The following is a 12,326-nucleotide window of genomic DNA, read 5'->3' as shown; positions in this document are numbered from 1 at the left end:
TCAGCCGGTGACGGGGAGGTCGCCGGTGACGGGGGTGGGCTTGGGCGCCTCGCCGGGCGGCGCGGGGACGGGGGTGCCGGTCGCGGTCGGGGTGGGGGTCGGCTGTGGACTCCCCGGCGGCTGGGTGGGCGGCTTCTGGCCACTGCCACCGGAGCAGGTGGCGGAGCTGACGCTGAGGGTCTGGGTACGGCCGGGGCCCAGCGGGAGGACGGCCTCGATGGCGGTGACGGTCAGGCTGCCGTCGGCGTTGCGGGTCTGTTTGTTGAGGGTGACGGAGGCGGTGCCGAGTCCCTGGACGGGGATGTTGATGGCGCTGTTCGGCGCGGCGACGGCGGCGAGGCGGTGTCCGGCGAGGCTCGCGCCCGCCAGGCGGCTGACACCGGTGCCGTCGTGGCAGGTGGCGGTGACCAGGTGCGCGGTGAGGGCGGCCTTGGCGACGTGCAGGTCGGTGACGCTGGCCCGCGCGTACGCGGGTTTCGCGGTGACGTGCAGGACCTTGACGTCGATGAGGGGGTTGGCCGGCAGGTGCAGCAGGCTCTTGTCGGCGGTGGCCGTGGCAGCCGGGGTGGCGGGGATGGCGACCAGGCCACTGGCGGCCAGGCCGTAGGCGGAGCCGGTTCCGGTGGTGGCCGAGGCCGTACCGGCCAGGGCCAGGGGCGCGGCCAGCGCGGCGGCGATGGCCGCGGAGGCGGAAAGACGCGTCAAGCGCACAGGGGTCCACTCCTTCGGGGAAGCTCTCCGCGAGCGGGCGCGGAGTCGGTTCGGTCGCGCGGCCGCTCCGCGTCAGGCGCGGTTTCGAGCGGGCGGCCGGGCAGGTGGAGGACACCGCCGGAAGAGGCCGAGGCAGTACGCGGCGTGGAGGTCACGCGGCACGGCCGGCCGGCGTACGCGCACACCGGCCGGACCCGGTGGGCCGGCCGGCTCTGCGGCGACCTCGCCATCGACGTCACCCTCTTCCGGAACAGGTGCCTTCCGCCCCCCCAATACGCATGAAGTGGCGCCGGGGTTGCACGCTTCCGAAGAAGTTCTTCGGCGACCGTCCGCCTCAGGACGTCCGTTCCTCGACGACCTGGTCCAGGAAGGCGTCGAGGTTCTCGCGCATCCGGCCCACCTGCTCCTCGAGGGTGAGCGACTCGGTGAACCGCGTGGCGAGGGGGTTCTTCTTCTTGCCGCGCACGTACAGCGGACAGGCCAGGTCCCCGCAGATGTAGGTGCCCACCGTGTTGCCGTCACGTCCGGCGGCGCCCGCCCGGCGCGCGACGAAGAGGGAGACCCCCGACCCCGCGTGGGACGTCAGGCAGATGGAACAGACCGTCGTCTTCGCCAGGCTCCGGCGAACCTCGGCCGAGACGCGCAGCGAGACCCCGATCAGCCCGTCGCCGCGTTCCGCCACCAGGTAGCCGCGGTCCGGTGCTCCCGGATCTCGCCAGCCCAAGTAGTCCAGGTCGTCCCAGGGCAGGTCGGCCAGCCCCCGGGGCAGGTGCATCTTGCGCGCCTCGCCCTTGGAGCAGTTGACGAAGGAGCCCCGGATCTCGTTCTCCCCGATCGGTCTCATGCGCCGTACCGTAGTGTCCGGAATCGACTCCTGTCGCCTCATTTAACCGGTTCACCGGCCCCTGAGCTGCCCGGTCACGCCTCGCGGTACGGCAGGGCGAGTCGTTCCGCGGCGCGTACGACGAAGGCGCGGCGGCGGGTGCGCTCGTCCGGGTCGTCCGGGTCGAGTCCGGACAGCATGCGGGTGAGTTGCGGCGCGGCGTGCCACCAGGCGGCCAGTCCGATGACCAGGAAGGCGAGGTAGGCGGGGTCGAGGTCGTCGGTGAGAGCGCCGTCGCGCTGTGCGGCCGCGAAGGCGCGGACCTTGCGCCGGTAGTGCTCGGTGCGGTTCGCCTCGTCGGCCGGGGGACCGCCGGCCAGCCCCTCCCACAGGAGCAGGCGCGCCAGCTCGGGATGGGCTGCGTGGTAGTCGAACGTACGCCCGGCGAACTCCCCGATGTCCTTCAGGCCGTCGGCCGGCGGCGTCACGGCGGCGGCGAGCTTCTCCAGCTCGTCGCGGAGCACCGACTCGAACAGCGACTCCTTGTCGCCGAAGTACTTGTAGAGCCGTTCCTTGTTGATGCCGGCCCGCTCGGCGATGCGCGTCATGGTCGTGCCGTCCGGCCCGTACTGGGCGAACTCCACCGTCGCCGCCTCCTTCAGCCGGCGGCGGGTCCCCTCCGTGTCCCAGGCCATGATCTCACTCTAATCCAACGGCAACGTTGTAGTTACCCGAGGAAGGGTCTACGGTGAGGAGCGTTCCCAACTCCAGCGTTGGAGTTGGTCATTTTGCTCACCATAGACGAGAGGCCACAGCGATGAATGTGGACATCACGGACAAGGTCGCGGTCGTGACCGGGGCCGCGCAGGGGATCGGGCGCGTACTGGCCCTCGGCCTGGCGGCCGAGGGCGCCCGGGTGGCGGTGCTCGCACGGGACCGTAAGCGGGCGCAGGCGGTCGTCGACGAGATCGGAACACTGCCCGACGCGCCGCCCGCCCTGGCCCTCGAGGCCGACGTCCGAGACGAGGCCGCCGTACGCGAGGCCGCCGCCGAGGTCGACCGCGCGTGGGGCCGGGTCGACGCTTTGATCAACAACGCCGGCTGGATGCCGCCCCGCCAGCCGATCCTGGAGGCCGAGGCATCCCTCTTCGAAGAGGTTTTCGGCTCGAACCTCATCGGCAGCGTCCTGACGACGAAGCACTTCGCGCCGCTGATGATCCGGGGCGGCGGAGGCCGCATCATCTACCTCTCCAGCGCCGTGAGCGTGCAGACCGCTCCCGGCGGGGCCGCCTACGGCGGTTCCAAGGCCGCGGTGAACGTCCTGGCCAACGTCGTCCACCAGGAGCTCGCCGACGACGGCATCCGCACCACCGCCCTCGCCCCCGGCCTGACCGTCACGCCGGGCATGGAGAAGATCGTCACCGAGGAGCACCTCGCCCGTGTCGCCGCGCAGTACCCGGGCAGGCGCATCGGGCAACCGGAGGACCTGGTGCCGCTGACCGTCTTCTTGTGCAGTGAAGCGGCGGAGCACATCTCGGGCAGCGTCATGTTCGTACGCCCGCCCGGTCGCTGAGCGCCGGCCGGCGGGGATTCAGATGCGGCGCGGCTTCGGCGGCGCCGCAACCGCTTCCGTCACGATGACCCCCGAGCAGGCGGTCGAGGCCGCCGCCGTACTCGGCGCGACCACGGTCTGCGCGATGCGCTACGGGCTCTTCCACAACCCGCCCACCTACACCGAGCAACCCGACATCGAACGGAGCCGAGCCGCCGGACCAGACCGATGGAGGCGTGGTTGTCGGGCTGGATCTGGGCCTCCAGCCGATGGAGCCGCAACCCCTCGAAGGCGGGACGCACGACGAGGTTCAGACCTTCGGTCATGTGACCCCGCCCCCGCCGTCGCCTCGTGGGGACCGTACGGCCGCTGTCGGGCTCTCCTGTCGCGTGGTTGGGTGGTCGCCATGGCAGAGCCGAACCACATGCCGACGAAGGCTCCGGGCGAACCGATGTGGGCACGACCGATCCGTACGCTGCTGGACCGCGCCGAAGCCGACGAACCGGGGGAGGTCACGTACGTCGAGCAACGGCCGGCCCGTACCGAGACGGCGAGGCTGCTCGGAGTCGCCGAAGGCGCGCCGCTGGTCCTCCGCCAACGGGTGGTCGTGCAGGAGGAGATGCCGCGGGAGTTCATCAGCCTCTGGCTGGACCCCGACCTCGCTCGTGCCACCGGCCTGGACATCCAGGCGCCCGTGTCGGCGAGCGTCCGGCGGCTCATCGAGTCGGCCACCGGACGGCGGTTCGGCAGCGTCGCCGAACACCTCATCGCCCGGCGGCCCACCAGCGCGGAGGCCAAGGCGCTGGGCCTCGCGAGGAACGTACCCGTCCTGGCGATCCTCGCGACGGTCGCCGACACGCAGGAGCGCCCTGTCCTGGTCGTCGACCTCGCCCGCCCCGGCGAGTCCCGGGAACCGGCCGACGTCTACGCGCTTTGACCTGTGACCCGGGTGCGAAGTTCCGCCTGCGCGACCGATGACTTCCGCCTCTCCGCGTGGTCTACATCGTGGAACGCGCCTCCCGCGCCTGCGGGAGACCCGAGATGAGATGACGAGGAGCGTGCACACCCGTGGACCAGGAGAACGTGAGCGCCACCCTGACCGTCGCCGTGCCCGCCGCGAAGATGTTCGCGGTGCTGGCGGACCCGACGGCCCATCCCGCGATCGACGGCACCGGCTGGGTTCGGGAAGCCGTCGACCGGGCGCCGCTGAGCGAGGTGGGGCAGGTCTTCCGGATGGACATGTATCACCCCAACCATCCCGACGGTGACTACCGGATGGCCAACAAGGTCCAGGTGCTCGACGCGCCGCACGCCATCGGCTGGCTGCCCGGACAGGAGAACGGCGACGGTCACCTGGAGTTCGGCGGCTGGATCTGGCGTTACGACCTCGCGCCGCTGGGCCCGTCCGAGACCGAGGTCACGCTCACCTACGACTGGTCGGCGGTGCCTCAGGCCATCCGCGAACACTTCCAGTTCCCGCCGTTCGGCCCCGACCACCTCACCAACTCCCTGCGCCACCTGGCCGAACTCGCCTCCGGGAGGTGATGTCGTCGACCGCCATGACCACTCGCGGCGCCGCGCGACGGCCCGGTCATGACGGTTTTTCGACGGTGGCCATCGGTACGATCCGCGCGATGGTGGTCCCCTGACACGTCGATGGGAGCGGGTCGCGTGGGCGTGCTGTTCGATTACTTCCGGGCGCCCGACCGGGAGGCGGCGCTTCGGCTGCTCGACGAAGGGGATGGCGTGCCGACCGGACCGGCGACCATCGGCGCAGGCGTGGACGCGCTGGACGCGAAAGGGATCGATCCTCACGTCATCCTCGGCCGGTTGCTCGGCCTGATCCTCGCTGTGCCGTGGAGCGTCGGGCTGGTCGAGACCGTCTGCGTCTGGCCGCCGGAGGAGACGAAGCCGAGGTCACGCGAAGAGATGGAACGGCTGCCCGAGGAGTCTCCGTGGAACACCGGCCCGTGGGTGGAAGAAATCGACGACCGGCTCCGTGACGCGTTCGCCGGAGTCGACGATTACGCGCTGCCCTCGATCGCCGATCAATGGGCGCGGATCGAGGAGTTCGACGGCCATATGGACGCGTCATTGGCCCTGGACATCATCGAGGGCTTCGTGGCTCTGGCGCGTCGCGCCCGTCAGGCGAACGACCGGCTCTACTGCTGGACCTGCCTGTGAGCCTCGGCCTGCCACCACGTCGGTCGAGGCCGTGCGACGTCCACGGTCGCCGTCCGTGGAGTGTCGACCGCTTTGACCGCTGGGTGCCGTCGCGAATAGCTTCATGATCATGTCTGATACTCCGCGCCTTCCCGGGCTCACGTTGGCCGACGCGGACTGGTTGGTGCAAGCCGCGCTGGCGGTCGGTACGGAGCGAGGCTTTCCGCCGCTGGCGGTGGCCGTCGTCGACGTCGCGGGAGAGGCGATCGTGCTGCGGCGGAGCGATGGCGGCATGCCGATGACCAGCCGTATCGCCGTCGCCAAGGCGCGCACCGCGCTTCTCGCGCTGAAGTCCTCCGGTTCGGTCGACCTGCCCGGGCCGATCGTCGACAGCATTCAGCACCTGTACGGCGGCGACTTCGTCCCCTTCGCGGGTGGTGTTCTGATCACCGACGGTGGGGTGATCCTCGGTGCCGCGGGCGCATCCGGCGCTCGTGCCCGTGAAGACGAAGAGGCCGTGCAGACGGCGGTGCGGCGGTGGCAGGAGAGCCGTTCCACAGCCGGCCAGAAGTGATGCGGGTGGACGGCCGGCACCTTCTTCGACCGTTGTACGGACGTGCGGGCCGTCCGGTGACCGGACGGCCCGCACGATCTCGCGTACCGGTTAGAACTTGCCGGCCTTGAGGTCGGAGAGGCTCACCCGGCGGACGTGGTAGTACGTCGCGTTCAGCGGCTGGCCCGGCGCCCTGTTGAAGAGGGCGACGGGAGCGCCGGTGTCGGCGTTGATGACCAGCGACTCGACGAGTTTCGAGTCGTCGAGGTGCGGCCAGGTGTCCGACAGCGTGAGCGTGGGCCGGCCGGCGGTGCTGGACTTCACGACCTTGACGTTCGGCATCGACGCCATGATCCGGAGCACACCTGCCCGGACCTGGGGGTTCTGTGGTGCCGCGACCAGAGCGTCGATCGCGTTCGTCCAGATGAAGTTGTCGGTCTGATCCTTCTTCTGGATGGGGGTCAGCGGCTTCAAGGGCACGAACTTCTTACCCTTCTCCTTGGCGATGGCCTTGAGCTTCTCGTTCGCGGCCTTGGTTCCGTCATCCACCTTCTTGCCCGGGATGAGGTTGGCGACGGCCATCCGTGCGCGCGCGGTGTTGATGTCACCCTTCACGGCGTACAGCGCCGCCGCGATGTCGCGCTTGAACGTACCCTCACCGTCGTCCTGATTCTGGCCCGCCACCTTCGGCAGGACACGCTTGTCGACCGCCCAGTGGTACGTGCCGTCGTCCGTGTAGATGTCGATGCCGTTCCCGCCCACCGCCTCGCTGGTGGGCGACTGGTTGCGGATCTCCAGCGTCGCGTCGCCCGGCAGCTTGGTCGACAGCGGCATGTTGTTCGCGGCCAGCCTGGCCAGGATCGGGTTCCCCTCCGATGCCGCCGCGGCCGTCGAGGGGCTCCCGCTCGCCGAGGTGTTGTGGCCCGACGCCGACCCCGACGTGGACGTGACGACCAGCGCGACCGCCGCGGCCGCGGCGAGCCCGACGGCTCCGAAGCCCACCGTACGACCCTTGCCCCACCGAGCCCGCCGGTGCGAAGCAGTCTTGATCTCGGTCACGTTCCCGACCTCCGTCACGCCCTTGATCTCCGATACCTCTTCAGCGGCCATTGCCGCCCGCAGCGCGGACCTCGCCTTGTCGAAGGCGGCAGGCCGCACCTGCCCGGTGCCCTCCAGGCGCCTCAGCAGGTCCATCTCGTCAACCATCAGCTCGCCCCCTTCATCGCGTTGTGGTCGGTCAGCAGTTCGACCATCCCCGGCGCGTTCCGCAGCGCCGTACGCGCCTCGTGCAGGCGACGGCGCGCCGTTCCCGACGGCATGCCGAGCACCCGGCCCGCCTCGGCGACGGTCAGGTCCTCCCAGGCGACCAGAGTCACGATCTCCCGCTGTTGCGGTCCGAGCAGCGCCAGGGCGCGTCGCAGCACCGACTCTCCGTCGACGCGACTGTCCACGGCCGCCCACGGGTCCCACCCGGACGCCACGATGCTCATGTCCGCCACCGGCTCCTCGGCCGGACGGGAACGCCAGTGCCGCCGGATCGTGTTGTGCGCGACGCCGATCAGCCACGGGCGGGCGTCCGAGAACGCGCGGTCGTACTTGGCCCGGGACTTGAACGCCGCCACCCATACCTCGCCGAGCAGGTCCTCGGCCGAGTCCCGGCCGACTCGTCGCGCGAGGTAGGCGCCCACCGCCGCCTCGTGGCGCCGGACGACCTCGACGAAGGCGTCCTGATCGCCGTCGAGTGACCGGGCGATCAACTCCGCATCATCCGGATCAGATGACATGACCCTCCTCGCGTCCGGATTGCCGTACATCAAGGGATTGCCACCTGATCCGGCAAAGCGTTCAGCGCTGGTCAGCGCCATGCTCTCGGAGCACCACGTACTCGGGAACTCAGCGGTAGGACCGCTGCGGGGAACGACGGCCGGTCGACCCGGTCGACCACGAGACCGGCGGCACCACCGGAGGGACCGGCGCCCGCGCCGCACACTCGAAGGACGTACCGGAGCGGCCGCCCTGCCATGCTCACCGGTCTGCGCCCTGCCCTCGCTCCCATGTCCCGGCCGGGCATGAAATGGCGAGAGGCCGTGCGCGCATTGGCGACAGGGTTCAGCGCAATCGACGTACGTTCGCGCTATGAATCCAAGGAATTTCGTCTTAGCGAACGCCCTCCGTTCGCGAATCGGTCAGATGGCCGTTGCTCTGGGCTCGGGTGCTGTTCTGGCCCTCGGCGGGTCCGTGGCATCTGCCGGCACCGCCCAGGCGACCAGCTGGGCCGTCGACCACCAGACCACCGTGCAGGGCCGGACGGTGAAACTGTGGATGTACGGGGACGCCATCGAGTGGCACGCGCAAATCGTCGGCGGCTCGCCAGGCGACGTCGTCAAGCTCGAGTGGAGCGATGACGGCTTCAAGACCTACCAGTTCTGGGGCGCCACGATTCCGGCGGGTGCGACCTCGGTGAACACCAAGGACGAGTCCGGACTGGGGATCCTCTGGAATCTCCGTGCCTGCGGGTTCGTCGGGTCCCACAGCGGATGCACCGCCGAAGGCGGCTGGTAGCGCCGACGGTCGCTATCGAGAAAGCGAGCGCCGAGACTTTCGGTGGCTCTCTCGCCACCGAAAGTCTCGGCAGCGAGCGACCGCGCTGGGGCGCCGGCGAAGTGGATGACCCGGCCATCCCCCGAGGCGGGGGTTCAGAGGTCCGGCCAGACGTGCTCCGGGATGTAGGGCGAGCATCCGGACACGAACCAATTCTGCAGGTCGTGAAGGCGCTCAAGAGCGGCTTCGTAGTATTCCGGCGGTTCCGGGCGCGGGAAGTCGGGGTGGCCGGTATGAGCGGGTACGAAATCCGCCAGATACCAGTAGCCCTCGACCAGCCATCGTTCGAGTTGATCGCGCCCCTCTTGCCGGGTGCAGACCCGGCGCATCGCTTGCTCCAGCCGGCTGAACGCCTCCTTGTCCCAATGGAGGTCGCATCGGAGCTGGAGCAAGAACGAGCCTTCCTCCGCGTCGAACTCGCGGCGGAGCAGTGCAAGGTCGTCCATGCCGCTCAGCATGGCAGCACGGCCGGTCGTTGGATCGACGGTCCGTGCTCCCGCCCGAGACACGTAAGCCACTCTCCTGACCCGGTCTCCGTAACGGCCGGGGCGGCGGCCTGAGACTCGATCGGCTCAGCTTCGAATAATAGAATCGAGGTACTCATAGCAACATCGACAGATGCAGGCCTTCCGTGGAATCGCTTGATCAGATCGGATCCTCAAACGCCAAGCATTTCGTTTCGGATCTCCCTCGGCTACTGTCATATGACTTGAGCAATGGGGAGGCCGCAGAGGTGATCGAACACCTCCGCGGATGCGGGTCATGCCGTGAGGAGCTGGTGGAAGCTGTCGCGCAGGGCTATCCGCCCGAAGCCATCTTGCCGCGTTGGTTCACCGCTCCGCCGGCCCCGGTGCCATCCTCCGGTCGGATCCGACGTCCGTCGCCGCGCACCTTAAGGAACCGACGCACATGGCTGACCGCCCTGATCGTCTTGGTTTTCATCGCTTTACCGGAGTTCCTCAGGTACTTCGTCGGGCCTCTCCTGGGGCTTGGACACTGACGGTGTGACCCAGGGTGGTCACGATGCCAGTCACGATGCCGGCCGAATCGCCGCGGTCTTCACCGAGGATGCCGAGTGGCTCGCGCCACCGGAGGACCTGATCCTGCACAACGAGATCACCGCGGACGGCCTCCGGCCGAGTCTGACCGTCTACTTCCATCCGATCCAGCCGGAGCACAACGCTCCCTGACCGGAAGACCACTGGCGCTGCACGCTCGGCGACCCGGCCCGGCCGGCTTCAGTCCTCGATCAGATCCGTACGCTTAGGGAGCGTTACCTCATGAGGATCGTGTCTTATCCGCCCTTCGGCGAAGTGCACCTGAGCGCGACGGCGATGGAGCTGCTCCGATTGGCCGAGCTGGTTGTGACCGGCGAGGGATCGCTGAGCTGGGAGTCAGAGCCGGCCGAACCCGGCTCCCTGACAGCCGTGGAAGTCGCCCAGGAAACCGGTCCAGGTGTCCGCATCCATGTCGATACCGCGCGGCGGGTTCTCGTGATCTCCGGGAACGCTGATGCCCGGGGCATCCTCGCCGACAATCTCAGTGACATGGCCCAGATGGAAGACGGCGGTCACCTCCACGTCGACTACTTCCCTGATCACCCCTACCTCGCAGCAGGATCGGTACCACTGGTGGTCGACAGCCCGCATGGCGGCATGCCGGGGCAATGAAGGTAGGGCGCCGCTAGTGCCTGGTCTGCTCGACTCGTCTTGGGACGATGGCCGACGGGATGAGCAGGCTTCCACCTCAACCACTCATCCGGCTCGGCCCATTGGCGCGGTCATTCCGGATCCCGAGGTCCCCGCCGGAGGCGAAATGCCTTGGCCTGGACGTTGGCAGCGGAGAGCATATGCGGATGGATGCCGACGAGGTGCTGTTGCGATTCCTTGGCGCTATGGAGCGCTTGACCGGTGCGGTGATCGCTGCGACGGCGCACGACATCGGTAGTGAGGGTGGTATCGGTGCACTGGTCAGGGCTGTGAACCGGCGACTCATTCCCCGTAATCGTGAGCTTCCCGGGGGCCTGCGCTACGACGTCCATGGATTCGGCTGCCGCATCACGGACCGGGACGGAGTGTTGATTGATGTCGACCTGGGCCCCGAGCCGGAGATGCTGATCTTCGATGCCTGGCGAGTCCGGCGGTTCGCCCAGTCCATCGGCGAGGAGTCCGTCACCGAGTTGGAGCTCTCTGCGACGCTAGAGAAGTTGGCCGGCGAGGGCATCCTGATCGTTGCCCCAACAAGGTATGGCGTTTGGTATGCGGCACCGCCGCCGTCAGAACGGTGACCGCTGCAGCGTCCTCGAGACACCGACGCAGCAGGCGGCTGACCTCGGCGCTCGCGCTAGCAGCTTGGGAAGTCGCTTCCGCTGACCGTCGGCTACCTGGGGGCGACTCCGACCTGCGCGTTCTTCGCGGTCAACCCGTGAGTGACCGTACGCGGCCGGGATCACCCCCCTCTGGCGGGCATGTAACGGGCACGCGCCGCATGGCACGATCGCGTTGACGATGGTGAGCAGTGGGCCATCCGGCACGTGGTCCAACCCGCACGGAGTGGAGCAAGGCAACGTTCCTTCGCTCTTGCGGCGGGTGGCCGACTCGATCGAGGAACTGGGTCCCGTCGAGGTGCAGGACCTGATCCTGCACAACGAGATCACCGCGGACGGCCTCCGGCCGAGTCTGACCGTCTACTTCCATCCGATCCAGCCGGAGCACAACGCTCCCTGACCGGAAGACCACTGGCGCTGCACGCTCGGCGACCCGGCCCGGCCTGAGCCCCGTCCTGGCATCCTGCTTCGAGGGCGACCGGCCGGTGTGACTGGCGATGCTACCCGCCCCTGGTGAGCGGGATCCTAGGCCCCATCAAGAGCAAAGCCCAGGTTCGGAATCCTGTTCCTGGCCTGGGCTTTCGCGTGTGGAGCGGGTGACGGGAATCGAACCCGCGCTACCAGCTTGGGAATCGTCTGGTTCCGGGGCGTCCTGGGCGCTGACCTGCTCGTCCGAGTGATCGCGAATGACCGCTGTTGACCCTTGATCACCGAGGCTAATGGCCCGCTAATGGCCCGACGATGGGCATCGGCGACCTCGCCACAGCACCGCCCGCCGGGTCATCCCCTCTGCCTTCGTCCCACCCCGGAGGGGAAGCGGGCCAGGCCCCACGGGTCGAGGTGGAGCGCCCCACGGACGAACGACCTCGACCCGTGGGGCCTGGTCTGCTGGGCCTGTCCTGGGACGGAGGCAGAGGGGATGACCCGGCTTCCACCTCAGCCATCGGCTACCGTGCGCCTGGTGCCGGCCGACTCTATCCCCGAGCCTGAGCGCCCCCGCCGGAGGCGCTTGGAGATCAACCCATCCAATCCGATCCCGCTGAGACCAGGTGACCAGTCTCCCTGGAAGCGGAGGGAACCTTAGCCCACGTCGGTGGATCTAAGACGGATCGAGCTATTGTTGCGGAGACGGGGGGCTGGGGCGTGAACGATCACTGGAGGCACGTGCATCCCGGGAGCAACCTTCTCGGCTTGATCTGGCTTGCCCCATTGGTCTTCGGTCTCCTCGTCGCCCTGGATCTGCCTCGTGGGTTGGCCGATCACTATGCCGTAAGGCGTGGGATGGGTTACTACCAGGCACGACGGTCTGGGGGTGGGCTGGCTGCATTTTCGGCCGTCATGCTCGTAGCCATCCTTTTGTGGGCCTGAGCTTCGCGGGCGGCTGACAGCCCGGGCCACTGATTGCGCGAGTGGGGCTGCCGTCTGATGGCCGTAGGCCACCCGTAGGGCGAGCGAATGCGAGTCTGCCGGGGTTGCGTCCACGCAGGTGGTGTACGAGTTTCCGCTGGTGACAGGCGTGGCGTCGTGAAGTGAGGACGGCCATCGCGTAGATCCCTTCGAAGTCGACCAAGACACGAAGGAGAGTGGTTACGCGATG

18 protein-coding genes are annotated in these 12,326 nt (G+C 68.6%); 11 read left to right on the top strand and 7 right to left on the bottom strand.

The window, feature by feature from the left end; all coding sequences use genetic code 11:
• The 3 genes from NDW01_RS38900 to NDW01_RS38890 form a co-directional block, all read right to left on the bottom strand.
• Positions 1 to 711 (bottom strand): choice-of-anchor P family protein, encoded by a 711-nt coding sequence (locus NDW01_RS38900; protein WP_252829490.1) that lies wholly within the window; start codon positions 709 to 711, stop codon positions 1 to 3.
• 334 nt (positions 712 to 1,045) lie between these two features.
• Positions 1,046 to 1,555 (bottom strand): FBP domain-containing protein, encoded by a 510-nt coding sequence (locus NDW01_RS38895; protein ID WP_252829488.1) that lies wholly within the window; start codon positions 1,553 to 1,555, stop codon positions 1,046 to 1,048.
• Between the two features lie 74 nt (positions 1,556 to 1,629).
• On the bottom strand, positions 1,630 to 2,229 hold the full coding sequence (locus tag NDW01_RS38890) for a TetR family transcriptional regulator (protein ID WP_252829486.1): 600 nt from the start codon (positions 2,227 to 2,229) through the stop codon (positions 1,630 to 1,632).
• A 122-nt stretch (positions 2,230 to 2,351) separates the two neighbouring features.
• Here NDW01_RS38890 and NDW01_RS38885 point away from each other — a divergent pair, with 122 nt between their 5' ends.
• On the top strand, positions 2,352 to 3,107 hold the full coding sequence (locus tag NDW01_RS38885; protein ID WP_252829484.1) for an SDR family NAD(P)-dependent oxidoreductase: 756 nt from the start codon (positions 2,352 to 2,354) through the stop codon (positions 3,105 to 3,107).
• A gap of 59 nt (positions 3,108 to 3,166) precedes the next feature.
• Here NDW01_RS38885 and NDW01_RS38880 read toward each other — a convergent pair whose 3' ends face one another.
• Positions 3,167 to 3,547 (bottom strand): GNAT family N-acetyltransferase, encoded by a 381-nt coding sequence (locus NDW01_RS38880; RefSeq protein ID WP_308211868.1) that lies wholly within the window; start codon positions 3,545 to 3,547, stop codon positions 3,167 to 3,169.
• Here NDW01_RS38880 and NDW01_RS38875 point away from each other — a divergent pair.
• The 4 genes from NDW01_RS38875 to NDW01_RS38860 all read left to right on the top strand — a co-directional run bounded on the left by NDW01_RS38875 (position 3,493) and on the right by NDW01_RS38860 (position 5,823).
• Positions 3,493 to 4,023, top strand: a complete 531-nt coding sequence (locus NDW01_RS38875; protein WP_252829481.1) for a UTRA domain-containing protein — start codon at positions 3,493 to 3,495, stop codon at positions 4,021 to 4,023. The two genes, NDW01_RS38880 and NDW01_RS38875, sit on opposite strands and share 55 nt — an antisense overlap.
• Positions 4,024 to 4,154: 131 nt before the next feature.
• Complete coding sequence (locus NDW01_RS38870; RefSeq protein ID WP_252829479.1) at positions 4,155 to 4,631, top strand: SRPBCC family protein; 477 nt, start codon at positions 4,155 to 4,157, stop codon at positions 4,629 to 4,631.
• 126 nt (positions 4,632 to 4,757) lie between these two features.
• On the top strand, positions 4,758 to 5,270 hold the full coding sequence (locus tag NDW01_RS38865; RefSeq protein ID WP_252829477.1) for a hypothetical protein: 513 nt from the start codon (positions 4,758 to 4,760) through the stop codon (positions 5,268 to 5,270).
• 103 nt (positions 5,271 to 5,373) lie between these two features.
• Positions 5,374 to 5,823, top strand: coding sequence for a GlcG/HbpS family heme-binding protein (locus NDW01_RS38860; protein WP_252829475.1), 450 nt, complete (start codon positions 5,374 to 5,376; stop codon positions 5,821 to 5,823).
• Positions 5,824 to 5,913: 90 nt separating this feature from the next.
• On the opposite strand, the gene NDW01_RS38855 is transcribed toward NDW01_RS38860, so the two are convergent.
• A complete protein-coding gene (locus tag NDW01_RS38855) occupies positions 5,914 to 7,008 on the bottom strand; it encodes a hypothetical protein (RefSeq protein WP_252829473.1) in 1,095 nt (364 codons plus the stop codon).
• Complete coding sequence (locus NDW01_RS38850) at positions 7,008 to 7,586, bottom strand: RNA polymerase sigma factor (RefSeq protein WP_252829471.1); 579 nt, start codon at positions 7,584 to 7,586, stop codon at positions 7,008 to 7,010. Before NDW01_RS38850 ends, NDW01_RS38855 begins: the two co-directional genes overlap by 1 nt.
• 406 nt (positions 7,587 to 7,992) lie before the next feature.
• On the opposite strand from NDW01_RS38850, the gene NDW01_RS38845 reads away from it, so the two are divergent.
• Entirely contained in the window at positions 7,993 to 8,364 is a 372-nt protein-coding gene (locus tag NDW01_RS38845; protein ID WP_252829469.1) for a hypothetical protein, read from the top strand.
• A 134-nt stretch (positions 8,365 to 8,498) separates the two neighbouring features.
• Here the strand turns inward: NDW01_RS38845 and NDW01_RS38840 are convergent, their stop codons facing one another.
• Entirely contained in the window at positions 8,499 to 8,849 is a 351-nt protein-coding gene (locus tag NDW01_RS38840; protein WP_252829468.1) for a hypothetical protein, read from the bottom strand.
• Between the two features lie 185 nt (positions 8,850 to 9,034).
• Here NDW01_RS38840 and NDW01_RS44575 point away from each other — a divergent pair, with 185 nt between their 5' ends.
• The 5 genes from NDW01_RS44575 to NDW01_RS38820 all read left to right on the top strand — a co-directional run bounded on the left by NDW01_RS44575 (position 9,035) and on the right by NDW01_RS38820 (position 11,129).
• Positions 9,035 to 9,403, top strand: coding sequence for a zf-HC2 domain-containing protein (locus NDW01_RS44575; RefSeq protein ID WP_406567803.1), 369 nt, complete (start codon positions 9,035 to 9,037; stop codon positions 9,401 to 9,403).
• 4 nt (positions 9,404 to 9,407) lie between these two features.
• Positions 9,408 to 9,593: a hypothetical protein gene (locus NDW01_RS38835; protein WP_252829466.1), complete on the top strand. Its 186-nt coding sequence runs from the start codon at positions 9,408 to 9,410 to the stop codon at positions 9,591 to 9,593.
• A 90-nt stretch (positions 9,594 to 9,683) separates the two neighbouring features.
• Entirely contained in the window at positions 9,684 to 10,073 is a 390-nt protein-coding gene (locus NDW01_RS38830) for an Imm32 family immunity protein (RefSeq protein WP_252829465.1), read from the top strand.
• Between the two features lie 185 nt (positions 10,074 to 10,258).
• Positions 10,259 to 10,690, top strand: a complete 432-nt coding sequence (locus NDW01_RS38825) for a DUF6896 domain-containing protein (RefSeq protein ID WP_252829463.1) — start codon at positions 10,259 to 10,261, stop codon at positions 10,688 to 10,690.
• A gap of 301 nt (positions 10,691 to 10,991) precedes the next feature.
• Entirely contained in the window at positions 10,992 to 11,129 is a 138-nt protein-coding gene (locus tag NDW01_RS38820) for a hypothetical protein (RefSeq protein WP_252829462.1), read from the top strand.
• The last annotated feature ends 1,197 nt before the right edge of the window (positions 11,130 to 12,326 follow it).

Origin of the sequence: Actinoallomurus soli (assembly GCF_024055715.1) — a bacterium.
In the GTDB taxonomy this organism is placed as follows: Bacteria; Actinomycetota; Actinomycetes; order Streptosporangiales; family Streptosporangiaceae; genus Actinoallomurus; species Actinoallomurus soli.
Note: the sequence above shows the minus strand (reverse complement) of the source record. Positions and strands in the feature narration are given on the sequence as shown.

What these genes read in the sequence shown, in the direction of transcription:
- NDW01_RS38850 (WP_252829471.1), bottom strand. Translation starts at nt 7,586, where the DNA reads ATGTCATCTGATCCGGATGATGCGGAGTTGATCGCCCGGTCACTCGAC.
- NDW01_RS38825 (WP_252829463.1), top strand. Translation starts at nt 10,259, where the DNA reads ATGGATGCCGACGAGGTGCTGTTGCGATTCCTTGGCGCTATGGAGCGC.
- NDW01_RS38875 (WP_252829481.1), top strand. Translation starts at nt 3,493, where the DNA reads ATGGCAGAGCCGAACCACATGCCGACGAAGGCTCCGGGCGAACCGATG.
- NDW01_RS38890 (WP_252829486.1), bottom strand. Translation starts at nt 2,229, where the DNA reads ATGGCCTGGGACACGGAGGGGACCCGCCGCCGGCTGAAGGAGGCGGCG.
- NDW01_RS38885 (WP_252829484.1), top strand. Translation starts at nt 2,352, where the DNA reads ATGAATGTGGACATCACGGACAAGGTCGCGGTCGTGACCGGGGCCGCG.
- NDW01_RS38840 (WP_252829468.1), bottom strand. Translation starts at nt 8,849, where the DNA reads ATGGACGACCTTGCACTGCTCCGCCGCGAGTTCGACGCGGAGGAAGGC.
- NDW01_RS38855 (WP_252829473.1), bottom strand. Translation starts at nt 7,008, where the DNA reads ATGGTTGACGAGATGGACCTGCTGAGGCGCCTGGAGGGCACCGGGCAG.
- NDW01_RS38860 (WP_252829475.1), top strand. Translation starts at nt 5,374, where the DNA reads ATGATCATGTCTGATACTCCGCGCCTTCCCGGGCTCACGTTGGCCGAC.
- NDW01_RS38830 (WP_252829465.1), top strand. Translation starts at nt 9,684, where the DNA reads ATGAGGATCGTGTCTTATCCGCCCTTCGGCGAAGTGCACCTGAGCGCG.
- NDW01_RS38845 (WP_252829469.1), top strand. Translation starts at nt 7,993, where the DNA reads ATGGCCGTTGCTCTGGGCTCGGGTGCTGTTCTGGCCCTCGGCGGGTCC.
- NDW01_RS38895 (WP_252829488.1), bottom strand. Translation starts at nt 1,555, where the DNA reads ATGAGACCGATCGGGGAGAACGAGATCCGGGGCTCCTTCGTCAACTGC.